This is a genomic window from Xanthomonas euvesicatoria pv. euvesicatoria (assembly GCF_020880415.1).
In the GTDB taxonomy this organism is placed as follows: Bacteria; Pseudomonadota; Gammaproteobacteria; order Xanthomonadales; family Xanthomonadaceae; genus Xanthomonas; species Xanthomonas euvesicatoria.
Genome location: NZ_JAJIUJ010000120.1, coordinates 62,050 through 86,699 on the forward strand (window position 1 = coordinate 62,050; position 24,650 = coordinate 86,699).

17 protein-coding genes and 1 pseudogene are annotated in these 24,650 nt (G+C 64.4%); 13 read left to right on the plus strand and 5 right to left on the minus strand.

Annotation, left to right across the window (positions count from 1 at the left end):
* The first annotated feature begins 159 nt into the window (after nt 1-159).
* The 9 genes from LN450_RS22515 to LN450_RS22555 all read left to right on the plus strand — a co-directional run bounded on the left by LN450_RS22515 (nt 160) and on the right by LN450_RS22555 (nt 13,299).
* Nucleotides 160-2,829: a methyl-accepting chemotaxis protein gene (locus LN450_RS22515; RefSeq protein WP_011347228.1), complete on the plus strand. Its 2,670-nt coding sequence runs from the start codon at nt 160-162 to the stop codon at nt 2,827-2,829.
* 623 nt (nt 2,830-3,452) lie between these two features.
* The gene (locus LN450_RS22520) at nt 3,453-4,238 is read left to right on the plus strand and encodes a flagellar brake protein (RefSeq protein ID WP_011347226.1); all 786 of its coding nucleotides are present in this window, start codon (nt 3,453-3,455) and stop codon (nt 4,236-4,238) included.
* A gap of 135 nt (nt 4,239-4,373) precedes the next feature.
* Nucleotides 4,374-4,856 carry a chemotaxis protein CheW gene (locus LN450_RS22525; protein ID WP_003486339.1) on the plus strand — a complete coding sequence of 161 codons (483 nt, stop codon included), beginning with the start codon at nt 4,374-4,376 and terminating at the stop codon, nt 4,854-4,856.
* Nucleotides 4,857-5,308: 452 nt separating this feature from the next.
* On the plus strand, nt 5,309-5,692 hold the full coding sequence (locus LN450_RS22530; RefSeq protein ID WP_003486337.1) for a hypothetical protein: 384 nt from the start codon (nt 5,309-5,311) through the stop codon (nt 5,690-5,692).
* Nucleotides 5,693-5,775: 83 nt separating this feature from the next.
* Nucleotides 5,776-8,157 (plus strand): methyl-accepting chemotaxis protein, encoded by a 2,382-nt coding sequence (locus LN450_RS22535; protein WP_011347225.1) that lies wholly within the window; start codon nt 5,776-5,778, stop codon nt 8,155-8,157.
* Between the two features lie 242 nt (nt 8,158-8,399).
* Nucleotides 8,400-9,260, plus strand: coding sequence for a CheR family methyltransferase (locus LN450_RS22540; protein WP_011347224.1), 861 nt, complete (start codon nt 8,400-8,402; stop codon nt 9,258-9,260).
* Nucleotides 9,261-9,262: 2 nt separating this feature from the next.
* Entirely contained in the window at nt 9,263-9,859 is a 597-nt protein-coding gene (gene cheD / locus LN450_RS22545) for a chemoreceptor glutamine deamidase CheD (protein ID WP_011347223.1), read from the plus strand.
* On the plus strand, nt 9,856-10,932 hold the full coding sequence (locus LN450_RS22550; protein ID WP_003486327.1) for a protein-glutamate methylesterase/protein-glutamine glutaminase: 1,077 nt from the start codon (nt 9,856-9,858) through the stop codon (nt 10,930-10,932). The genes cheD and LN450_RS22550 overlap by 4 nt, the downstream gene beginning before the upstream one ends.
* Before the next feature lie 78 nt (nt 10,933-11,010).
* On the plus strand, nt 11,011-13,299 hold the full coding sequence (locus LN450_RS22555; protein WP_041855119.1) for a sensor domain-containing protein: 2,289 nt from the start codon (nt 11,011-11,013) through the stop codon (nt 13,297-13,299).
* Nucleotides 13,300-13,697: 398 nt separating this feature from the next.
* Here the strand turns inward: LN450_RS22555 and LN450_RS22560 are convergent, their stop codons facing one another.
* The 4 genes from LN450_RS22560 to LN450_RS22575 form a co-directional block, all read right to left on the minus strand.
* On the minus strand, nt 13,698-14,543 hold the full coding sequence (locus LN450_RS22560) for an alpha/beta fold hydrolase (protein WP_039417609.1): 846 nt from the start codon (nt 14,541-14,543) through the stop codon (nt 13,698-13,700).
* A 194-nt stretch (nt 14,544-14,737) separates the two neighbouring features.
* Complete coding sequence (gene acnB / locus LN450_RS22565; protein WP_011347220.1) at nt 14,738-17,329, minus strand: bifunctional aconitate hydratase 2/2-methylisocitrate dehydratase; 2,592 nt, start codon at nt 17,327-17,329, stop codon at nt 14,738-14,740.
* A 50-nt stretch (nt 17,330-17,379) separates the two neighbouring features.
* Nucleotides 17,380-17,790: a type II toxin-antitoxin system VapC family toxin gene (locus LN450_RS22570; RefSeq protein WP_008571495.1), complete on the minus strand. Its 411-nt coding sequence runs from the start codon at nt 17,788-17,790 to the stop codon at nt 17,380-17,382.
* Nucleotides 17,787-18,035: an AbrB/MazE/SpoVT family DNA-binding domain-containing protein gene (locus LN450_RS22575; RefSeq protein ID WP_003486316.1), complete on the minus strand. Its 249-nt coding sequence runs from the start codon at nt 18,033-18,035 to the stop codon at nt 17,787-17,789. Before LN450_RS22575 ends, LN450_RS22570 begins: the two co-directional genes overlap by 4 nt.
* A 147-nt stretch (nt 18,036-18,182) precedes the next feature.
* On the opposite strand from LN450_RS22575, the gene acnA reads away from it, so the two are divergent.
* Both acnA and LN450_RS22585 read left to right on the plus strand, forming a co-directional pair.
* Complete coding sequence (gene acnA / locus LN450_RS22580) at nt 18,183-20,951, plus strand: aconitate hydratase AcnA (RefSeq protein WP_011347219.1); 2,769 nt, start codon at nt 18,183-18,185, stop codon at nt 20,949-20,951.
* A 135-nt stretch (nt 20,952-21,086) separates the two neighbouring features.
* A pseudogene (locus tag LN450_RS22585) lies at nt 21,087-21,325 on the plus strand (hypothetical protein); the annotation flags it as partial.
* Nucleotides 21,326-21,362: 37 nt separating this feature from the next.
* Here LN450_RS22585 and LN450_RS22590 read toward each other — a convergent pair.
* Nucleotides 21,363-21,812: a hypothetical protein gene (locus tag LN450_RS22590; protein WP_033478483.1), complete on the minus strand. Its 450-nt coding sequence runs from the start codon at nt 21,810-21,812 to the stop codon at nt 21,363-21,365.
* A 97-nt stretch (nt 21,813-21,909) separates the two neighbouring features.
* Between LN450_RS22590 and rpfB the strand changes: the two genes are divergently transcribed.
* The gene (rpfB, locus tag LN450_RS22595) at nt 21,910-23,592 is read left to right on the plus strand and encodes a fatty acyl-CoA ligase RpfB (RefSeq protein WP_029819303.1); all 1,683 of its coding nucleotides are present in this window, start codon (nt 21,910-21,912) and stop codon (nt 23,590-23,592) included.
* Nucleotides 23,593-23,768: 176 nt separating this feature from the next.
* On the plus strand, nt 23,769-24,638 hold the full coding sequence (gene rpfF, locus LN450_RS22600) for a diffusible signal factor synthase RpfF (protein ID WP_011347215.1): 870 nt from the start codon (nt 23,769-23,771) through the stop codon (nt 24,636-24,638).
* Nucleotides 24,639-24,650: the final 12 nt, after the last annotated feature.

Consider the following 24,650-nt stretch of genomic DNA (forward strand, 5'->3'; position numbering starts at 1 on the left):
GACAAGGTGGACGATGTGAAACCGCTTTCAGCCAGCGAATGCTGAATGGAATGCCTAATTTTGTGCTGATTTCAACGGGAACAATCAATTTCGAGCATAAACGGCCGCTACCAAGCTCACGCATTCGTAACGCCCTCCCCCGGGCAAGGTCGATTCCTCATGCATTCCTTCAACCGCCTCTCGGTCGGTACGCGGCTCTCCGCACTGCTCACGCTGGTCATCGCCATTTCGCTGGGGCTGCTGGCCCTGACCATCTATCGCCAGTCCGCTGGCGATATCGAATCGCAGGTCAAGGCCGAGCTGCGCTCCAGCACCCGACTGATGCAGCAGTCGGTGGCGATGTACGACGTCACGCTCAGCGAAGGCACCCAGCGTCTGGGCAGCGTGTTCGACGACATGCTCCCCACCGGCGCGCGCGAACTCGATAGCGCCAGCACGGTCACCATCGGCGAGCAGAACACCCCCTCGCTGCGTGCCGGCAAGCAGGCATTGAATCTCAATTTCGACGCCGTGGACCGCTTTGCCAAGGCGACCGGCGGCGTTGCCACGATCTTCGCCCGTATCGGCGACGACTTCGTGCGCATCACCACCTCGCTGCGTAACAAGCAGAACGAACGCGTCATCGGCACCCTGCTCGATCGCAAGGGCAAGGCCTACGCCGCCCTGTCGCAAGGCAAGAGCTTCACCGGCCAGGCGCAGCTGTTCGGCGAGCAGTACATGACCCATTACCAGCCGCTGCGCGATGCCGCCGGCGAGGTCATTGGCGCGCTGTTCGTCGGGCGCAACTACACCCAAGGCCTGGCCGCGCTCAAGGCCCAGGTCAGCACCACCAAACTGGGCCAGGACGGCTATTTCGTCATTGCCGACATGGCGCCGGGCGATCACCAGGGCCAGATCATCGCGGCTCCGCCGGGCACCCCGGCCACATTAGCGGCACTGGTGCCGGCCGAACAGCAGGCCCTGTTGCAGGCAGTGCTGGACGGCAAGCAGCCCAGCGCCAACCTGCAGCTGCGCGATGGCAAGGGCGCCAGCCAGGCCTTCGAAGTCACCGCACAGCGCTACGCGCCGTGGCAGTGGGCAGTGATTGGCGCGCAGCCGCGCAGTGCCATCGACGGCCCGCTGGACGCGCTGATGGGCAGCATGCTGCTGTTCTCGCTGGTGGTGCTGGCACTGTGCATCGCGGTGGTGTTCATTGCCGCGCGCAAGATGGTCACCCGCCCGCTGCTGGCAGTGGAACGCGTGCTTGGCGACGTGGCGGCCGGCCGCCTGGACAACGCGATTGACATCGACCGGCATGACGAACTCGGTCGCCTGCTGCTCAACGCGCGCACCATGCGCGATGACCTGCGCGCGCGCCTGGAACGCGACCACCTGATCGCCAGCGAAGCACTGCGCGTGCGCACCGCCTTGGACGACGTCAGCACCAATGTGATGATCGCCGACGCCGAGCGCCGCATCATTTACGTCAATCGCCCGCTGCAGCGCATGCTGTCGGAGATGCAGGACGTCCTGCGGCACGATCTTCCCAACTTCGATGCCGCTGCACTGGGCAATACCCGCATCGACCAGTTCCATCGCAATCCCGAGCAGGCACGCCTGCTGGATCAACTCAAGAGTACGCACACCGCACAGGTCGAAATCGGCGGCCGCATCGTGCACGAAGTGGTCAGCCCGGTCGTGGCTGCCACCGGCGAGCGCATGGGCTATGTGGTCGAATGGAGCGACCGTACCCAGGAAGTGCAGGTTGAACAGGAAGTCGCGCACGTGGTGGAAGCCGCCGCGGCCGGCGACCTCAGCGAGCGGATCGACGTGCGCGGCAAGCAGGGCTTCCTGTTGCTGCTGGCCCAACAGCTCAACACATTGCTGGACAACAACGCCGACGGTCTGTCGCGCGTCTCCGCCCTGCTCTCGTCGCTGTCGCAAGGCGACCTGACCGCACGCATGGACGGCGCGCTGCAGGGCGTCTTCGCCACCATCCGCGACGACGCCAACGCCACCGCCGACCAGTTGGCCAGTATCGTGCGCCGCATCAAGGACTCGTCGCTGACGATCAATTCGGCCGCCACCGAAATCGCCACCGGCAACGGCGACCTGTCGCGTCGCACCGAACAGCAAGCGGCCGCGCTGGAAGAAACCGCAGCCTCCATGGAAGAGCTCACCGCCACCGTCAAGCAGAACGCCGACAACGCCGACCAGGCCAATCGCCTGGTGCTGGATGCTGCCGGTGTGGCGGCAAAGGGCGGCGATGTGGTGAACCGCGTGGTCACCACCATGGCCGATATCGACGCCTCGTCGAAAAAGATTGCCGAGATCATCAGCGTGATCGACGGCATCGCCTTCCAGACCAATATCCTGGCCTTGAACGCGGCGGTGGAAGCGGCGCGTGCCGGCGAGCAGGGTCGTGGCTTTGCTGTGGTGGCCTCGGAGGTCCGTACGTTGGCACAGCGCTCGGCCGGCGCGGCCAAGGAGATCAAGCACCTGATCGAAGACTCGGTCACCCGCATCGGCAACGGCGCGGCACTGGCTTCCGAAGCCGGCAGCACCATGCAGCAGGTGGTGACCTCGGTACAGCGCGTCACCGACATCATGGGCGAAATCACCAGCGCTTCGCGCGAGCAGGCCGCAGGCATCACCCAGGTCAACCAGACCGTCACCCAGATGGACGAAACCACCCAGCAGAACGCCGCGCTGGTGGAAGAAGCCACTGCCGCCGCGCGCTCGATGGAAGACCAGGCCGCACAGTTGGTGGATGCGGTGGCAGTGTTCCGCCTGGAGCCACAGGACCGCCTGAGCACCCTGCTGTCCAACGCACGCCATGCCTACAGCTGAGACGGCAACGACGATTCATTGCAGCCAGATCACAGCATCGAGGGCGCGCTGCCCTCACCGCCCGCGGGACATGCCATAAAACCGTCCATGGCGGCTCGATGGCGGCATCCATGCCGCCAACGGTCCGGCAACCGGCAAGGACACCGCGCCAGACAGTTTTCCGGTGGCGGTGCTGAAGTGTTAGGACACCGCTTCGCGCGGCTTGTGGTTGCTGGTTGCGGTGTTGAAACCCTGCACACCGACCAACGCGACTGGTCCTTGCCCGCCCACCGTCGCGGGACCCTTGGCGGCTTGGATGCCGCCAAGGAGCTTACAAGGACGTAGTTGCAGCGTGTCCTGCGATGGTGGGCGGGCAAGGATCCTGCAGCGAGCGACAACACGTAGAGGGCACCGTGCCCTCACCAGATAGTTCGCTGGTGGCGTATTGAAGAACGAAGACCTCGCGCCAGACGTTGACGCTTGCTTGGCTGAACGCGCTGCACACAGACCATCGCGGCTGCGCCTGGCCACCGATCGGCATAGAGTTTGGTCGGCCGCCTTAAAGATTTGGCTTTGCCGCCGATATCAAGGCGACGCCGGGACAACCCGCCAGGCGCCTTCCCGCTTCTACTGTGCTTGTGCCCATGTCCCAAGGCGATACCTCAGAGCTGGACCACGACGCCGATCACCTCGCCGAAGGTGACGAGCGCTACCTGCTGCGCAACAAGCGGCAGATCCGTGGATTGCTGCGCCAGCTGCTCGACCAACGCGCCATCGTGACCATGCATGTGGCTGGCCGCGACATGGCCGTGCCCACCGCCGTGCTGGAAGTGGACGAAGACGACGACTGCGTGATCCTGGACGGCAGCCATAACGATGCCTCCAACCGCGCCATCGAGGGCGCCAAATACCTGCTGTGCTACGCCCAACTGGAACGGGTGAACATCCGCTTCCGCCTGGAAAAGGCCGAACGGATCGAGCGCGATATCCACGTCGCCTTCCGCGTCGACCTGCCTGCCGCGATGTACCACATGCAGCGGCGCGAATCGTACCGGCTGGAAACGCCGATCACCGATTCGCCCGTCTGCACCATCCGCCAGGAAGCGGCGCAGGGAAACGAGTTCAACCTGCAGCTGCGCGTGATCGACATCAGCAGCGGCGGCCTGGCGGTGTCCCTCACCGACGGGATGCCCTTGCTCGAATTGCAACGCACCTACCGCAACTGCATCCTGCAATTGCCCGACACCGCCCCGATCACGCTGCCGCTGACCGTGTGCAGCCAGCACAAGCAGGCCCTGCCCAACGGCAGCGAAGGCTTCCGGATCGGCATGCAGTTCAGCGACCTGCCGCGCGGCGCCGACGAAACCATCCAGCGCTACATTTTCCGTGTCGACCGCCAGCGCAATGCGCGCAAGAGCGGCGTGTTCTGAACCCTCGCGTACCACGCGGGGCCGGCACCTAAAGTTGCCGCCTACCCCGCCGATGTTGCTAGGGCATCCCGCATCCGTCTCTGCTGCCGCAGTCCTGCCTCAACCCGACACTTAGCCGCAACGCCCGGAGTTTCCATGAACGATAAAAGCACTGCCACCGGCACAGGTGGTGAATTCCTCAGCTTCGCTTTGGGCGAAGAACACTACGGCGTGGATATCCTGAAGGTGCAGGAAATCCGCGGCTACGATTCGGTCACGCGTCTGCCCGACGCGCCGGACTACATCAAGGGCGTGATCAACCTGCGCGGCACCATCGTGCCGGTGATCGACCTGCGCCTGAAGCTGCGCCTGAAAGAAGCGCGCTACGACGCTTTCACCGTGATGATCGTGCTCAACGTCGAGGACCGCGTGGTCGGCATCGTCGTGGACAGCGTGTCCGACGTGATTCCGCTCAACGACGACCAGATCCGTCCTACCCCCGAATTCGGTGCGTCGGTCGACACTCGTTTCATCTCCGGTATCGGCACCCAGGACGATCGCATGTTGATCCTGCTGGATATCGAAACCCTGCTGGACAGCACCGAGCTGGGTCAGCAGCTGGTGGAAGAAGCCGCCTGATTCAAACGGCTGCGTTGCCTCGCCTGCGGTCGCCGGAGAGGTGTAGAGGAATGCAGGAGCCGCCATGTACGACAAGCGGCTACCAAACGACTGCCAGGCCGCCAGAACACGCGTGGTCGGCGCTCCGAATCCCGATGTCGCACATGTGCACTCCGGCTTCTGCGCCCCTTGCCACTGTTGGCTGATTCGCTCCGTTCGGTAGCCGCTTTTCAGCGTATGCGGTGGCACCCTGCACCCACTGCACCGCTCCGGCGGCCGCAACGCTTTTGTGCGATCGCATCTACGACGATCGCGTGTCAGGAAGCTCCCGACACGCGACGCACCACTCGATGGAAATGAGATAAAAATCACGTTTTCCGGATTCAAGTTGAACGGCGGTTAGCCGATAGCTGAATGAAGCCCGCGTCCACACAACGGGTCACCGTTCGACTTTTGATTTCTGGAGAATCCCAATGAAGTTCCTGCTCTCGCTCCTCCCCGTCGCTGCTCTCGTGATCGTTGCTCCCACGCTGTCGGCCCAGTCGCAGGAAATGATTCCGCCGGAAATGGCGACGCGCTTCGTCGGCAAGGACGGCATGGTGTGCGGCAAGGTCGAAAAGGCCAAGTACGCGCAGAGCTCGGAAGGCGAACCCACCTTCCTGTACATGGGCGGCATGTTCCCGCGCCACACCTTCTCCGCACGCATCGACGGCGCCAACCGCGGCAAGTTCAGCTTCGCCCCGGAAACGCTCGAAGGCAAGGACGTCTGCGTCCTCGGCAAGATCCAGCGCGACAGTTCGCGCGCCGAAATCGAAGTCAGCTCCCCGGCCAGCCTGAAGCTCGCCACCATCAAGTAATCGCCTCGCACATCGCCACGCCCTCGCGCGTGGCGATGTGCTGTTGCGGCTATGCGGACTGACTTCTACGGGGAATCGTGTCAATGCAATGGATCAACAATCTGAAACTGATGCCCAAGCTGATGCTGGCGTTCGGCATCGTGCTGCTGATCATGCTCGTCCAGGGCGTCATCGCCTATTCGGGCCTGGCGTCGCTCAATAACGTCACCCGCGACCTGGCCGGCAACACCATGTCCAGCGTGCGCGAGGCAGGCGATCTGCGCGGCATGCTCGGCGAATACCGGAATGCGGCCTACCAGAACCTGGTGCGCGCCAGCGATTCGGTCAAGCAGGAAGCCAAGGTCCGCGCCAAGAAGCTCAATGGCGAGATCGAAGCCACCATCAAGGGCTACCCGCGTCTGATCGAAAGCCCGCAACAGAAGAAGCTGTTCGACGTGTTCGTGGCGGACTGGAAGAAGGCATCGGCCTCCTATGCCAGCGTCGACGAAATGATGGAGCTGAATCTGCCCGACGACGCCATCGACACCTTCGTCGGCGAGACCCGTACCCTGCACAACAAGGCCAAGGATTCGCTGGCTGCCTTGATTGCCGAAGATAACCTGCTCGCGCAGGCGGCCAAGACCAAGGCCGAAAAGGTCCACGCCACCTCCGTCACGCTGACCCTGGTGGTGCTGTTGATCGGCATCGCCGGCGGCCTGGGCCTGGCCTTCCTGTTCGCCCGTTCCATCGTCAAGAGCATGCGCGGCGCGGTCACCACGGCCACCGAAATTGCCGGCGGCAAGCTGGACGGCCAGATCAACGTACAGGGCCAGGACGAAGTGGGCGAGTTGATGCGCTCCATGCAGCGCATGCAGCGCGACCTGAAGGAACGCATTGAACGCGACCAGGAGATTGCCGACGAAAACCTGCGCATCCGCACCGCGCTGGACAAGTCCTCGACCGGCACCTTCATCACCGATCCAGAGCGCGTGATGATCTACGCCAACGACGCCTTCAAGAAGATCGTGGCGCAGTACGAAAGCAGCATCCGCCTGGCATCGCCCGAATTCGACGCAAGCAAGGTGATCGGCCAGCACATCAGCTACCTGGGTTTGTCGGATGCGACCGTGCGCAAGGCCATTGCCGCACTGGAACGCGATGGCGTCACCAGCTTCGAAGAGCGTTTCGGCGAAGTGGTGCTGGCGCAGACCGTCACCTCCATCAAGAACGAACAGGGCGAGACCAGCGGCGAAGTCTGCGAATGGCGCGACCGCACCATCGAAGTGCAGGTGGAAGAAGAAGTGGCCCGCATCGTGCGCGCTGCCGCCAGTGGCGACATGAGCGGGCGTGTGGAAACCGACGGCAAGCACGGTTTCTTCCTGCAGCTGGCGCAGCAGCTCAACGGCTTGCTGGATGCCAATGCCGGCAGCCTGGAACAGATTTCGACCCTGCTGTCCGCGCTGTCGCGTGGCGACCTGACCGTGCGCATGCATGGTGAGTTCAGCGGCGTGTTCGCACAGATGCGTGACGATGCCAATGCCACCGCCGAGCAGCTGGCCGACATCGTCGGGCGCATCAAGATGTCGTCCACTGCGATCAATTCGGCCGCTGGCGAAATCGCTTCGGGCAACAGCGACCTGTCGCACCGTACCGAGCAGCAGGCCGCCAATCTGGAAGAAACCGCCGCCTCCATGGAGGAGCTCACCTCCACCGTCAAGCAGAACGCCGAAAGCGCCCGTCAGGCCAACCAGCTTGCCATCGGCGCCACCGGCGTGGCTTCGCAAGGCGGTGAAGTGGTGTCGCAAGTTGTCACCACCATGTCCGGCATCGAAGCCTCGTCCAAGAAGATCGCCGACATCATCAGCGTCATCGACGGCATCGCGTTCCAGACCAATATCCTGGCGTTGAATGCAGCGGTGGAAGCAGCGCGTGCCGGCGAACAGGGTCGCGGTTTTGCTGTGGTCGCCTCCGAGGTGCGCACGCTGGCACAGCGTTCGGCCGGTGCGGCCAAGGAGATCAAGGGCCTGATCGACGACTCCGTGCACAAGGTGGCCGAAGGCTCGGCACTGGTGCGCAAGGCTGGCGCCACCATGGCCGACATCGTGGCCAGCGTGCAGCGCGTGACCGACATCATGGGCGAGATCTCTGCCGCTTCGCAGGAGCAGTCGTCCGGCATCGAGCAGGTTAACCAGACCATCACCCAGATGGACGAAACCACCCAGCAAAACGCTGCGCTGGTGGAAGAAGCCACTGCTGCCGCCCGCTCGATGGAAGAGCAGGCAGGTCATCTGGCCGAAGCGGTGTCGGTGTTCAAGCTGGACGACTCGGCTACGCAGGCGCCACAAAGCGCACGCGTCCGGCCGATCGCCTCGCGCCCGGTTGCAGTGAAGAGCGCCGCCAAGCCGGTGGCACGCGCAGCAGCAAGCGCGTCGCGGCCAGCCAAATCCCAGGCCGCACTGGCCGACGGTAACTGGCAAGAGTTCTGATTCACCGCTGTCACCACAACGCCCCGGCACTGCCGGGGCGTTGTGCATTTGGGACAGGCACCTGCGTTGATCCCCGCGTACGCTGCGGCAGCACGCCGATGGGGCATCTTTGCCTCTGTGCGCCCATCGCCAGCCGCCGTCCCCATCGGACGAGCTAGCGAGCCCAACCGCGCCCAATCCACGCATTGGCGCTTCAGTTGCGCGGCTCCGTGGCCGATATCCAGTTATAGCTCACGACGCGTATGGATATGACGACAACGACTTCCGCTTCAGACACACGCGAATTTGATTTCGGCGACCGCGACTTCAAGCGTGTCTGCGACCTGATCTACCAGCGTGTCGGCATCGCACTGGCGCCGGCCAAGCGCGACATGGTGTATGGCCGCTTGTCGCGTCGTCTGCGCGTGCTCGGCCTGCGCTCGTTCCGCGACTACCTCGACCAGCTCGAAGCCGGCAACGATGAAGAAGAGTGGCAGGCATTCACCAATGCGCTGACCACCAACCTGACCTCGTTCTTCCGCGAGCCGCACCATTTCGACAAGCTGCGCGAAGAACTGCAAAAGCGCGCCTCGCAGGCGCCGTTGAAGATCTGGTCGTGCGCCGCCTCCACCGGCGAGGAGCCCTACTCCATCGCCATCACCGCCTGCGAAGCCTTCGGCACGCTGACCCCGCCGGTGAGCATCGTCGCCACCGACGTCGACACGCAGGTACTGGAAACCGCCTCGCACGGCGTCTATGCCATCGACCGTGTCGCCTCGCTGGATGCAGCGATCAAGCGCAAGTACTTCCAGCGCGGCAGCGGCCCCAATGAAGGCAAATGCCGGGTCATTCCGGCGCTGCGCCAGCTCATCGAATACCGCCAGTTGAATCTGCTGGCACCGCGTTACGACGTCGGCGGTCCGTATGCAGCACTGTTCTGCCGCAACGTGATGATCTACTTCGACAAGCCCACCCAGCGCGGCATCCTGTCGCGCCTGGTCAGTCACATGGGCGAGGACGGCCTGCTCTACACCGGGCACTCGGAGAACTACCTGCACGCGGCCGATCTGATCCAGCCGTGCGGGCGCACGCTGTATCGGCGCGCACCGCGCGCAGGAGCCTGAGCATGAGTACTGCCGTGCAAGTCGACGACGTCATGCGCTACCGCGATTCGCGGTTCCAGACCATTGCCGCCAAACTGCTGCCCACCCAATACCTGGTGGTGGACGACGACACCGCGTTGACGACCACCTTGGGATCGTGCGTTGCAGCCTGCCTGCGCGACCCGGTGCTCAAGATCGGCGGCATGAACCACTTTCTGTTGCCCAAAGGCCAGGTCGGCGACGGAGCGCCCACGCGCTACGGCAGCTATGCCATGGAGTTGCTGATCAACGACATGCTCAAGCGCGGCGCGCACCGCAAACGCATCGAAGCCAAGGTCTTCGGTGGCGCCAACGTGCTGAAGGGCTTCACCAGCAACCCGGTCGGCACCCGCAACGCCGAGTTCGTGCGCCAGTACCTGCAGGCCGAACATATTCCCATCATCGCTGAAGATCTGTGTGGCATCCATCCGCGCAAGGTGTGGTTCTTCGCGACCACTGGCCGCGTCGTCGTGCAGCGCTTGCCGCACGCACACGAAGCCGAAGTCGCCGCCACCGAATCGGCCGTGCGCGCCCGTCTGTCCAAAGCACCGGTTACCGGTGGAGTGGAGTTGTTCGAATGACGCTGGAAACCCCTGTGCGTGTATTGATCGTCGACGATTCGGCGGTCGTGCGTCAGATGCTCACCGAAATTTTGTCGCGCGACGCCGGCATCGAAGTGGTCGGCTCGGCCGCCGACCCGTTGCTGGCGCGCGAAAAGATCAAGCGCCTCAATCCGGACGTCATCACGCTGGATGTGGAAATGCCGCGCATGGACGGCCTGGTATTTCTGGAAAACCTGATGCGCCTGCGCCCTACCCCGGTGGTGATGATTTCATCGCTGACCGAGCGCGGTGCCGACACCACCTTGCAGGCCCTGTCGCTGGGCGCCGTGGACTTCGTGTCCAAGCCCAAGATCGACGTCGCACGCGGGTTGGAAGGCTACGCCGAAGAGATCGTCAGCAAGGTCAAGATGGCCGCCAAAGCCAAGGTCAGCGCACTCAATCGTCCGAGCGCGCCCAAAGTCACGCTGGATATGCAATCGGCACCGGTGGCCGGCAGCGCGCTGCGCTTTCGCACGACCGACCGCTTGATCGCCATCGGCGCCTCCGCCGGTGGTACCGAAGCGCTGCGCGTGGTGCTCGAACACATGCCCGCCGATGCGCCCGCGGTGGTGATGACCCAGCATCTGCCTGCCAGCTTCAGCACCGCATTCGCCGAGCGCCTCAACCGCCACTCGGCCATGTCGGTACGCGAAGCCACCGATGGCGAGGCCATCCTGCCCGGCCATGCGTATCTGCCGCCGGGCGGCCAGCATCTGCGCATCATTCGCGACGGTGCGCGCTGGCGCTGCCGCATCGACGATGGCCCGCCGGTCAATCGCCACAAGCCGGCAGTGGACGTGCTGTTTCGTTCCGTTGCCGCCAATGCCGGCCCGAATGCGGTGGGCGCCATCCTCACCGGCATGGGCGACGACGGCGCACGCGGCCTGCTGGAAATGCTGCAGGCCGGCGCGCCGACGCTGGTGCAGGATGAAGCCAGCAGCGTGGTCTGGGGCATGCCCGGTGCCGCGTACAAACTTGGCGCCGCGCAGGAAGTGGTGCCGCTGGACCGCGTGGCCGAGCGCTTGCTCGCATTGTCGGCGCAGGCGCGCTGATCCGGCATGGCCGCGCATCCCTCGCACCCGACCAACCCAACGCTTCCTCCGGCACCGGGAAGCGTGGTGGGCGCTGGCGTGGATGCAGCGATGGACCGCACGCCGCTGACGGCTGAGCCGATCCATGCCAACGCCCCAGGCACGGGCCAGATCAGGCCCGGCCCGGTCACCGCCGGCATGGCCAAGGCCGGCGAACAGCCCGACCAACGCCGCGCGCGTCTGCTCGCCGAAGCCCTGGATGGCAGCAGCAGCGCCATTCTCATCTGCGACCTGCAATCGCGCCTGCTGTACGCCAACGACGGCTTCCAGCGCATGTTCGGCTACACCGAAGCCGAGCTGGTCGGTCTGCGTCCCTCCGATGTCCTGACCCGCGCGCAAAGCGACCAAAGCGAGGTCGCTCGCGTTCGCGATCGCGCCGATGCCTTGCAGCACACCCGTGCCGACCTGCTGGTCTATCGCAAGGACGGCACGCCGCTGTGGATCTCGCTGAACTTCAACCCGATCTACGACGCCAACCACGCTCCCTCGCATTACGTGGCGGTACTGACCGACATCACCGACACCAAGATGCACGAGGTGTTGCAGCACCGCGTGCTGGAGGCCCTGGTGCAGGAACGCCCGTTGATCGAGGTGATGACGCTGATTTGCACCGAGGTCGAACGCATCGCACCGGATGTGCTGGCCACGGTGATGAGTGCGGACAATCAAGGTCGCCTGCATTCGCTGGCTGCGCCCAGCCTGCCGCCCGAATACGCCGACGCAGTCAACGGCTTGAAGATCGGCCCGGGCACCGGCGCCTGCGGCACCGCGGCCTGGCGCGGTCGCGCGGTGATGGTGGAAGACATCGCCACCGACCCATTGTTCGAGGCGTATCGCGACACGCTCTTGCCTTGGGGCCTGCGCGCCTGCTGGAGCACGCCGATCCGCTCCAACAGCGCGCGCGTGCTCGGCACCTTCGCGCTGTATTACCGCAAGCCGCAACGTGCCGATGCCTGGCATATGCGGCTCACCGATTTGTGCCAGCAGCTGTGCACATTGGCGCTGGAACGCGAGCAGATCCGCCAGCGCGTGCATCAACTGGCGTTCTACGACACGCTCACGGGCCTTCCCAACCGCATCATGTTCAGCGCGCGTGCCGAGCAGGCACTGACCCAGGCCGAATACGCCGGCGAACCGGCCGCGTTGATGTTCATCAACATCGATCGCTTCAAGCTCATCAACGATAGCCAGGGGCACGCCGCAGGCGATGGCCTGCTGCGCGATATCGCCTTGCGCGTCAACGACCAGATCACCGCCACGGCGATGCTGGCGCGGCTATCCGGCGACGAGTTCGCGCTCGCGCTGCCGCAATGCAGCGCAGAGCAGGCCAGTGCCGCCGCCGAGCGTTTGTTGGTCAGCATCGCCAGCCCGCTGCCGGTTGGCCATATGACCGTGCATCCCTCGGCCAGTATCGGCGTGGCGATGTTTCCCGAGGATGGCCACGACATCAACATCCTGCTGCGCCATGCCGACTTGGCGATGAATCGCGCCAAGAAGGAAGGCGGTGGGCGCTTCCGCTTTTTCAGTTCCGACATGAACCGCATGGCGCAGGAACGCGTGGCCTTGGAGGCCGAGCTGCGCCAGGCCATTGGCCGCGATCAATTGCAGCTGCACTACCAGCCGCAGATGCACAGCGCCGCGCCGCATGCCCTGTATGGCGTGGAAGCGCTGCTGCGCTGGAATCATCCGCAACTGGGCGCGGTATCGCCGGCGCGGTTTCTGCCGGTGGCTGAAGAGCAAGGCATGATGCCGCAGCTCAACGCCTGGGTACTGCGACGTGCCTGCGAACAGGTCGCGGACTGGCGCCAGCGTGGCGTGCCGGTCGCGCGCGTGTCGGTGAATCTGTCGGCAAGCGGCTTCGAAAGCCCGCGCATGCTTCCCGACCTGCTGAAGCTGATCGCCGAACTGGGCGTGCAGCCGTCCGATCTCACCCTGGAACTGACCGAAAGCGTGATGCTGTCCGGGCAACCGGGCGTGCTGGAAAACCTGCACGCCATTCGCGAAGCCGGCATCTCGCTGTCGCTGGACGATTTCGGCACTGGCTATTCCAGCCTGAGCCACTTGCATCGTCTGCCGATCGACGAACTCAAACTGGACATGAGCTTCGTCCGCGATATCGAACACAGCGAAGACGCACGCGCGCTCACCACCTCGGTGCTGCGCATCGGCGAGCACCTGCGCAAGCACGTGGTCGCCGAAGGTGTGGAAAACGAAGCGCAGCGCCTGTTCCTCGCCGACCTGGGTTGCGAGGTGCTGCAAGGCTATCTGTTCTCGCGGCCGCTACCGGCCCAGGCACTGGAAGCCTGGCTGGGCGCGCAACCGTCATAACGCAACCGCCGAACGATCACCGCTTCGAACTTCCTTCCAGCCAGGAAAGGCGGGCCATGGCGTGGCAAGTCATGAGCCTCCTCCTGCAGAAGAGCAGCGCTGCAAGCCCTTCCCTACGAAAGAGGGCTTTAAGCCCCTCTCCCCGCGGGAGGGAGTGGGGTGAGGGTAAGGCCAACCACGCATCGCGCCGACGCCGTACCCGCATCCGCCCCGCGGGCACCTTCTCCTCCATAAAGGAGGAGAGTGTCCCGACCGGAGAAGGGAAACATCATCCTGACAACTGCGGCGCTTCAGCCATCTCCAACGAGAGAGCGCTTCAAGCCCGCCTCCTGTCCGTAAAAAGTGAGGCGGCGAGAAGGAACCAGTCGCCTCATCCCTCGTCGGGCGAGGTCATTACCTCATCCCACTCGCATCAGCTCCACCTCGGTCTCACCCACCGTCCGCTTCAGCCATCCCAGCAACTGCGCGTTGACGAAGGCCGGGTTTTCCAGCGAGGCGATATGGCCTGCGTCCGGGATCAGCTCGTAATCGCAACAGATTGCCTCGGCCATCATCCACACCTCTTCGGGCGGGCGCGGAATGTCCTCGGCGCCACCGAGCAGGAAGGTGTTGGCCGGTTCCAGCGCGGACAGGGCATCCAGGCGGTCGGCTCGGCCGAAGATCAGCCGGCCCAGCGGCACGATGGATGCGCGCAACTGCTCGGCCGACATCGCCGCCAGACGCTGCGCGAAGGCGGCCGGCAATGCCGAGCTCAGATCGATACCAGGGCGGAAGAAGATCGGCACGATCGCCTCGATCAGCGCAGGCGTCACCTGCCCGGCCGTCTCGATGGCATCAAGCAGGCCGAAATAGCGCGCACGCGTGGCGGCTGGCTCGGCGCCCAGGAAAGTATCCATCAACACCAGGCTGCGCACGCGCTCCGGCGCCATCAGGGCAAGCTCGGCGGCCCACATGCCGCCCACCGACAGGCCGACCACCGCGCACTGCGGCAACTTCAGTGCGTCCAGCAGGGCCAGCATGTGCCCGGCAAGATCGCCGATCTGCTGCGTGCCGTGCGGCAACGGACCTGACTGCCCGTGTCCCCATAGCTCGGGAACGATGACCTGGTAATGCTGCGACAGCGCCTGGATCTGCGGCTCCCACATCGCAGCGTCCCAGAGATAGCTGTGGCCGAGCAAGACCGGGAAACCGCGGCCGTGTTGCGTGTAATGCAGGGTTTGACCGGAGATTGTGCAAGTGGGCATGGGCATCAACGGGCAGTGGTAGAGCGGCGGGACTCTAGACCTGCGCACTTCAGATTTTTGTTGCAATGCCACAATCCAGTCAGCTGGTATTTGCTTTAACGCCGGGTATCGTGACGACTACACGAAACCGTTGCCCGAAAAGCGAAATGCCCGGCAGTGCCGGGCATTTCGGGACAGCAAACCTGCCGGAAGAATCAGGCGGCGACGGTCTCTGCCACGTCCTGATATTCCTGGATCTGATCGAAGTTCATGTAGCGGTAGATCTGATCGCCACTGGTCTTGATCACGCCGACATCCGCCATGTACTCGTCCTTGGTCGGAATGCGGCCCAGGCGCGAGCAGATTGCCGCCAGTTCCGCCGAGCCCAGGTACACGTTGGTGTTGCGGCCCAACCGGTTCGGGAAATTACGCGTGGAGGTCGAGAACACCGTGGCGCCCTCGCGTGCCTGCGCCTGGTTGCCCATGCACAGCGAGCAGCCCGGCATTTCCATGCGCGCACCGGCCGCGCCGAAGGTGCCGTAATGGCCTTCCTTGGTCAGCTCGGAGGCGTCCATCTTGGTCGGCGGTGCCACCCACAGGCGGGTCGGGATGTCGCGCTTGCCTTCCAGCAGCTTGGCCGCGGCACGGAAGTGACCGATGTTGGTCATGCACGAGCCGATGAATACTTCGTCGATGGCCGCGCCGGCCACTTCCGACAGCGTCTTCACGTCGTCCGGGTCGTTCGGGCAGGCCACGATCGGCTCATGGATATCGGCCAGGTTGATCTCGATGACCGCCGCGTATTCGGCGTCGGCATCGGGCTGCAGCAGCTGCGGGTCAGCCAGCCAGTCTTCCATCTTCTTGATGCGGCGGCCCAGGGTGCGCGCATCGGCATAGCCCTCGGCAATCATCCAGCGCAGCAGGGTGATGTTGCTGGTCAGGTACTCGATGATCGGCGCCTTATCCAGGTGCACGGTGCAACCGGCAGCCGAACGCTCGGCCGAGGCGTCGGAGAGTTCGAACGCCTGCTCCACCTTCAGGTTCGGCAAGCCTTCGATTTCCAGGATGCGGCCGGAGAAGATGTTCTTCTTGCCCTGCTTGGCCACGGTCAGCAGGCCCTGCTTGATCGCGTACAGCGGGATCGCGTTGACCAGGTCACGCAAGGTCACGCCCGGCTGCATCTGCCCCTTGAAGCGCACCAGCACGCTCTCGGGCATGTCCAGCGGCATCACCCCGGTGGCGGCGGCGAAGGCCACCAGGCCGGAGCCGGCCGGGAACGAAATGCCGATCGGGAAGCGGGTGTGCGAGTCGCCGCCGGTGCCCACGGTGTCGGGCAGCAGCATGCGATTGAGCCAGCTGTGGATCACGCCGTCGCCCGGACGCAGCGAGACGCCGCCGCGGGTGGAGATGAACTCGGGCAAGGTGTGGTGGGTCTTGACGTCCACCGGCTTCGGATAGGCGGCGGTGTGGCAGAACGACTGCATCACCAGGTCGGCCGAGAAGCCCAGGCAGGCCAGGTCCTTCAGCTCGTCGCGGGTCATCGGGCCGGTGGTGTCCTGCGAACCCACCGAGGTCATCTTCGGCTCGCAATAGGTGCCCGGGCGCATGCCCTGGCCTTCCGGCAGCCCGCAGGCGCGGCCGACCATCTTCTGCGCCAGCGAGAAGCCCTTGCCGGTGTCCGGCGGGTCCATCGGCAGGCGGAACAGGTCCGACGCCGGCAGGCCCAGGAATTCGCGCGCCTTGGCGGTGAGGCCACGGCCGACGATCAGCGGAATGCGGCCGCCGGCGCGCACTTCGTCGAACAGCACGTCCGACTTCATTGCGAACTCGGCGATCACCTGCCCGTCCTTCAGCGCCTTGCCGTCGTACGGACGCAGCTCGACCACATCGCCGTGCTCCATCTGCGACACGTCCAGCTCGATCGGCAAGGCGCCGGCGTCTTCCATGGTGTTGTAGAAGATCGGGGCGATCTTGCTGCCCAGGCACACGCCGCCGAAGCGCTTGTTGGGGATGTACGGAATGTCCTCGCCGGTCCACCACAGCACCGAGTTGGTCGCCGACTTGCGCGAGGAACCGGTACCGACCACGTCGCCCACGTAGGCCACCAGATGGCCCTTGGCCTTGAGGTCGGCAATGGCCTGGATCGGGCCGCGCTTGCCGTCTTCTTCCGGCTCGAACGCCGCGCCGTCGCGCTTGTTCTTCAACATGGCCAGCGCATGCAGCGGGATGTCCGGACGGGTGGTCGCATCCGGCGCCGGCGACAGGTCGTCGGTATTGGTTTCGCCCGGCACCTTGAACACGGTCACGGTCAGGCTCTGCGGCACTTCCGGCTTGCTGGTGAACCACTCGGCATCGGCCCAGCTCTGCAGCACGGCCTTGGCGTGCGCGTTACCGGCTTGCGCCTTTTCCTGCACGTCGTGGAACGCATCGAACACCAGCAAGGTGTGCTTGAGCGCTTCGGCGGCAGTGGCGCCCAGCTCGGCGTTGTCCAGCAGGTCGATCAGCGGCTGGATGTTGTAGCCGCCCAGCATGGTGCCGAGCAGCTCGGTGGCGCGTGTGGGGCTGATCAGCGCGGTGGTCTCGGTGCCGAAGGCAACCGCGGCCAGATACGAGGCCTTGACCTTGGCAGCGTCGTCGACGCCGGCCGGCACGCGCTGGCTGAGCAGCTCGACCAGGAATTCTTCCTCGCCAGCCGGCGGAGCCTTCAACAGCTCGATGACCTCGGCGGTCTGCTGCGCGGTCAGCGGCAGCGGCGGGATACCGAGCGCGGCGCGCTCTGCAACGTGGTGGCGATAGGCTTCCAACATGCGGGTTCTCCAAAAAAGCAGCGGTGAAGGTGGTAAAGCGCGAACGTGGATCAGGGTGCGGGTTTGGGAACGATGATCTTCAAACCCTTGAAGTAATCGCGGAAGAAGCCCTCGTCGCGGGTGATCAACCCGTCGCACTGGAGCATGGCGTGGGCGCCGATCAGGAAGTCGGCCACCACCCGCTCACGCTTGCCGCCGCGCGCGCGAAAGCGCTTGTTCATATGGCCGGCGCGCACTGCCGCCGCTTCCTGGGTGGCCTCGTAGCGCACGCCGATCGAGGCCAGGGTTTCCATCAGGTCGACCTGGGTGTCGAGCATGGCCAGCACCTCGGCCACCACCGCGTCGCAGACCACCACTTCGTCGCGCGCCAGCGCGTCGCCGATGCAGACCTCCGACACTTCGCCATAGACCGGGTCGCCGATCAGGATGTCCAGCAGGACCGAGGAATCCAGGGCGATCATGGGTCGAACGGATCCCCGGGCGCGCGGCCACGGATCACGCGCATGGCCGCATCGGTGCTGGTCAGGCCGTCGACCAGCTTGAACTTGCCGCGCACCTTGCGCAGCGCCTCGCTGACGTCCTTGCGCAGGATGATGCGCCCGCCGTCGAGCTCGATCTTCAACGTGGTGCCCTTGGTCAGGCCCAGGGCATCGCGCACGGCCTTTGGCAGCGTGATCTGTCCGCGTTCGGCAACGGTGGCTTCCATGAGCATGCTCCAGAAAGTATGCACGCATGATACGTACTTGCACCGCCCTACTCAAGTTGGCAGATCGGTCTGGACACACCGTACGTACACACTGAATCGCTCAGAATGGGCACCTACCTAAAGCCTTCGATGCCATAGGAGTGATGCATGAGCGATTCCTTTTCCACTCGCACCTCACTTGAGGTCCACGGCAAGCGCTACGCGTACTACAGCCTGCCGAAGCTGGGCGAACGCTTCGATATCGGCCACCTGCCCTATTCGATGAAGATCCTGCTGGAGAACCTGCTACGCCATGAAGACGGCGGCGTGACCGTCGGCAAGGACCACATCGAAGCGGTTGCCAAGTGGGACCCCGCCGCCGAGCCCGATATCGAAATCGCCTTCATGCCGGCGCGCGTGGTACTGCAGGACTTCACCGGCGTGCCCTGCGTGGTGGACCTGGCCGCCATGCGCGATGCGGTGGTCAAGCTCGGCGGCAATGCCGACCAGATCAACCCGCAGATTCCCTCCGAACTGGTCATCGACCACTCCGTGCAGGTCGATGTATTCGGCAAGCCGGACGCGCTCGACCTCAACGGCAAGATCGAATTCCAGCGCAACCAGGAACGCTACGGCTTCCTGCGCTGGGGCCAGAAGGCGTTCGAGAACTTCAAGGTGGTGCCGCCCAACACCGGCATCGTGCACCAGGTGAACCTGGAAAACCTGGCGCGCGTGGTGATGAGCGCCGAGAAGGACGGCACGCTGGTCGCCTACCCCGACACCGTGTTCGGTACCGACAGCCACACCACCATGATCAACGGCATCGGCGTGCTGGGCTGGGGCGTGGGCGGCATCGAGGCGGAAGCGGCCATGCTGGGGCAGCCGTCGTCGATGCTGATCCCGCAGGTCGTGGGCTTCAAGCTCACCGGCAAGTTGCCCGAGGGCGCCACTGCCACCGACCTGGTGCTGACGGTCACCCAGATGCTGCGCAAGCTCGGGGTGGTGGGCAAGTTCGTCGAGTTCTATGGTGACGGCCTGCAGCACCTGCCGCTGGCCGACCGCGCCACCATCGGCAACATGGCGCCCGAATACGGCGCCACCTGCGGCATCTTCCCGGTCGATGAGGAGTCGCTGACCTACCTGCGCCTGTCCGGCCGTAGCGAGGAGCAGATTGCATTGGTCGAGGCCTATGCCAAGGCGCAGGGCCTGTGGCACGACGCCACTACCCCGCCCGCCCGGTACAGCGCCACGCTGGAACTGGACATGGGCCAGGTCAAGCCGTCGCTGGCCGGCCCCAAGCGCCCGCAGGACCGCGTGCTGCTGGAAGACATGCAGTCCAACTACCGCGAAAGCCTCAAGCCGTTCGCCGACGCGCGCAGCAAGAAGCTGGCCGATCTCAAGCAGGAAGACCGCCTCAAGAACGAAGGTGGCGGCGGCACCGCCGTCGGTGCGAAGGCGTCGCAGGCAGAAAGCGCCGGCGCCAGCGGTGCGGGTTGGCAGCTGCGCGATGGCTCGGTGGTCATCGCCGCAATCACCTCCTGCACCAACACCTCCAACCCCGCGGTGATGCTGGGCGCCGGCCTGCTCGCGCGTAACGCGGCGGCCAAGGGCCTGAAGGCGCAGCCGTGGGTCAAGACCTCGCTCGGGCCAGGTTCGCGCGTGGTCACTGACTATCTTGAAAAGGCCGGCGTGCTCACCGACCTGGAAAAGCTTGGCTTCTACGTGGTGGGCTACGGCTGCACCACCTGCATCGGCAACTCCGGCCCGCTGCCGGAAGACGTGTCTGCGGCCATTGCCAAGGACGATCTGGTGGTGACCTCGGTGCTGTCGGGCAACCGCAACTTCGAAGGCCGCGTACACCCCGAGGTCAAGATGAATTATCTGGCCTCGCCGCCGCTGGTGGTGGCCTATGCCATCGCCGGCACCACCGACATCGACCTCACCACCGAGCCGCTGGGCACCGGCAGCGATGGGCAGCCGGTGTATCTGCGCGACATCTGGCCGAGCAACAAGGAAATCGGCGACACCATCGCCGCCACCGTCGGCCCGGAGATGTTCAAGCAGAACTATGCCGACGTGTTCAAGGGCGACACGCGCTGGAACACCATCGCCTCGCCCGATGGCGCGCTCTACGCGTGGGACGAAGCCTCGACCTACATCAAGAACCCGCCCTACTTCGACGGCATGACCATGCAGGTGGGCAACGTGGACGACGTGCACGGCGCACGCATCATGGGCCTGTTCGGGGACTCGATCACCACCGACCACATTTCGCCGGCCGGCAACATCAAGAAGGATTCGCCGGCGGGCCGCTTCCTGCAGGAACGCGGCGTGCAGCCGGCCGACTTCAACAGCTACGGCAGCCGCCGCGGCAACGACGATGTGATGGTACGCGGCACCTTCGCCAACATCCGCATCAAGAACCTGATGTTCGGCGGCGAAGAAGGCGGCAACACGCTGTATTACCCAGCCGGCGGCGGCCAGCCGGAAAAGTTGGCCATCTACGATGCCGCAATGAAGTACAAGGCCGACGGCGTGCCGCTGGTGGTGCTGGCCGGCAAGGAATACGGCACCGGCTCCTCGCGCGACTGGGCGGCCAAGGGCACCAACCTGCTCGGAGTCAAGGCCGTGATCGCCGAAAGCTTCGAGCGTATCCATCGCTCCAATCTGGTGGGCATGGGCGTGCTGCCCTTGCAGTTCCTGGAAAACGAAAACGCACAGACGCTCGGCCTGGATGGCTCGGAAGTGCTGGACATCACCGGCCTGCAGGACGGCGCCAGCCGCCGTGCCACCGTCAATGCGAAAAAGTCCGACGGCAGCGTCAAGCAGTTCCAGGTCAAGGTGCTGCTGCTGACACCCAAGGAAGTGGAGTACTTCAAGCACGGCGGCTTGCTGCAGTATGTGCTGCGGCAACTGGCGGCACGCAAGGCAGCCTGACCACAGCGCGCATTGCGCTGCAACGATGCAACGCACTCCCGCCGCTCGGCGGGAGTGGCGTTTCCGGCCTCTCAAAAAAAAACGGCGATCACGCGGCGGTGAACAAAGGACGCGTGCATCCCGACGTCGAACTGAATTCCCTCCTCCGCCGTTGGTGGTGACCGATGCCATCGCCGGCACACGGACATCGATCTCACCAGCGAGATATTTGGCGCAGAAGAAGGCGGCAACAGGCTGTATTGCCCAGCCAACGGCAGCCAGCCGGAGGGCCACCTTCCACCTTGTCGCAACGCAACGGCGTCACCGGGCGATGCGCGCTTCGGCCAGATGCCTCACGCCCCCCCATCCATGCCCTGGCGCCATGCGTCCGGCCGCACCAAGCGGCAGCCGCGTTCCACTGCATCGGCGCGGTCAACGCGCCGCCGGCACCCATTGCGCGTGGTACAGCTGCCAGTCGCTGCCCTGCAATCGCCAACCGGTGGTGACCTGATAGGTCTGCACCTGATCGGGCACCCAACGCCCGTTGCCGCCGGTCAACAGCGCGGTGAAGCGCACCGTGGCGGTATCACCGCGCAGTGCCACATCGACCGGCCCCATGGTCACGCCGAGCTGTTGATTGCCCAGCATCTGCACTTGCATCAAGCGCCGTAACCCGGCAGCGTCCAGCCCATGTTCGCCAACAAAATCCTCGGCCACCGGCGCCATCGCATCGCCGATCTCGCGCGCCTCGATCGCCTGATGCATCTGCTCCAGCGTGGCGCGCAGACGTTGTTCCGGCGCAGCACGCGTGCACCCGAGCAAGACCAACATGCAAAATCCCACCCACGCCAGGCGCCACCGCCCTTGAATGCTGCTCTGCATCACGCTTCGCCTTTTCCATCCATGACGGTATGCTGCCAGCTGTTGTAACGCCGTGGAACACACTGCGGCGCGTCGAGAACACCCTGGAGGGGGGCAGATGAATCAGGCACGTCCTTGGTTGCAAAGTTATCCGGCCGGCGTTGCCGCCGAAATCGATCTTGAGCAGTTCCGCACGGTGGCCGAGGTGTTTGCCACCTCCGTGAAACGCTTCGCCGACCGGCCTGCGTACCATAGCTTCGGCAAGACCATCACCTACCGCGAGGCGGATCAGCTGGTCGAGCAATTCGCCGCCTACCTGCTTGGCGAGCTGCAGTTGAAGAAAGGCGACCGCGTCGCCTTGATGATGCCCAACTGCCTGCAATACCCCATCGCGACCTTCGGCGTGCTGCGTGCCGGCCTGACCGTGGTCAACGTCAATCCGCTGTACACCCCGCGCGAACTCAAGCATCAGTTGATCGACTCCGGCGCCAGCGTGCTGGTGGTCATCGACAACTTCGGCACCACCGTGCAGCAGGTCATCGCCGACACGCCGGTCAGGCAAGTCATCACCACCGGCCTGGGCGACATGCTGGGCTTCCCGAAGGCGGCACTGCTCAACTTCGTGGTCAAGTACGTCAAGAAGCTGGTGCCCGATTACCGCATCAACGGCGCGATTCGCTTCCGCGAGGCGCTGGCGCTGGGCCGCAAGCACCGCGTGCCGACGCTGCAGATCGAACCCGACGACATCGCTTTCCTGCAGTACACCGGCGGCACCACCGGCGTGGCCAAGGGCGCAATGCTGACCCACCGCAATCTGGTCGCCAACATGCAGCAGGCGCACCAGTGGCTGGCGGGTACCGGCAAGCTGGAAGAAGGCCACGAAGTGGTGATCACCGCGCTGCCGCTGTACCACATCTTCGCATTGACCGCGAACGGCCTGGTCTTCATGAAGATCGGCGGCTGCAACCACCTGATCAGCAACCCGCGCGACATGCCAGGCTTCGTCAAGGAGCTGAAAAAGACCCGCTTCACCGCGTTCACCGGCGTCAACACGCTGTTCAACGGGCTGCTCAATACGCCCGGATTCGATCAGGTGGATTTCTCCTCGCTCAAGATGACCCTTGGCGGCGGCATGGCCGTCCAGCGTTCGGTCGCCGAGCGTTGGAAGAAAGTCACCGGCCTGACCCTGGTCGAAGCCTACGGCCTGACTGAAACCTCGCCGGCCGCGTGCATCAACCCGATGGACCTGAAGGACTACAACGGTTCGATCGGCCTGCCGATTCCGTCCACCGATGCCTGCATCAAGGACGACGCCGGCGCGGAACTGCCCGTGGGCGAGATCGGCGAGCTGTGCATCAGGGGCCCGCAGGTCATGAAGGGCTACTGGAAGAAACCCGATGAAACCGCCAAGGTCATGGATGCCCAAGGCTGGCTGCATACCGGCGACATCGCGCGCATGGACGCACAGGGCTTCGTCTACATCGTCGATCGCAAGAAGGACATGATCCTGGTGTCCGGCTTCAACGTGTACCCCAACGAGATCGAGGACGTGATCGCCGAAATGCCCGGCGTGCTGGAAGTGGCCGCCGTGGGCGTGCCGGATGACAAGTCCGGCGAGATCGTCAAGGCGGTCATCGTGAAGAAGGACCCGGCCCTGACGGCCGATGATGTGAAGGCGCATTGCCGCGCTAACCTCACCGGCTACAAGCAGCCGCGGGTGATCGAATTCCGCAAGGAGTTGCCCAAGACCAACGTCGGCAAGATCCTGCGCCGCGAATTACGGGACGCGCCGAAGACGTAATACCGCTTATACCGCAGCCCGAAGGCGTTCAGCCTTCTTTGACGCCCGCATTGCCGCAAGGCCTTGCGGGCGTTCGCTTTTGCACGCATAGAATCCGATGTCGGCGCACGCTCACGCGTTCAACCTCATCTCCGTCCGAAAGGCGGCCGGCCGGACGGTCATCACGGAGAACCACCATGTCTGCAGTTCAACCCTTCATTCGCACCAACATCGGCTCGACCCTACGCATCATCGAAGAACCGCAGCGTGACGTGTACTGGATCCATATGCATGCCGACCTGGCCACAAACCCGGGGCGTGCCTGCTTTTCGACGCGCCTGGTCGACGACATTACCGGCTATCAGACCAACCTTGGTCAACGCCTGAACAACGCCGGCGTGCTGGCTCCGCACGTGGTGCTGGCATCGGACAGCGATGTGTTCAACCTGGGCGGCGATCTGGCGCTGTTCTGTCAACTCATTCGCGAAGGCGACCGTGCTCGACTGCTTAATTACGCCCAACGCTGTGTACGCGGTGTGCACGCGTTCCATGTCGGCCTGGGCGCACGCGCGCACAGCATCGCCCTGGTGCAGGGCAATGCCCTCGGCGGCGGATTCGAAGCGGCGTTGAGCTGCCACACCATCGTCGCCGAGGAAGGGGTGATGATGGGATTGCCCGAAGTGCTGTTCGACCTGTTCCCGGGGATGGGCGCCTACTCTTTCATGTGCCAGCGTGTCAGTGCGCAACTGGCGCAAAAAATCATGCTCGAAGGCAATCTGTATTCTGCCGAGGAGTTGCTCGGCATGGGCCTAGTCGATCGCGTCGTGCCGCGCGGTCAGGGCGTGGCGGCGGTCGAACAAGTGATCCGCGAAAGCAAGCGCACGCCGCATGCCTGGGCGGCAATGCAGCAAGTGCGCGAAATGACCACGGCGGTGCCGCTGCAGGAAATGATGCGCATCACCGAAATCTGGGTCGATACGGCAATGCAGTTGGGCGAAAAGTCATTGCGCACCATGGACCGTCTGGTTCGCGCGCAATCGCGCCGCTCAGGGCTTGACGCCGGCTGATGCGTCGGCGGG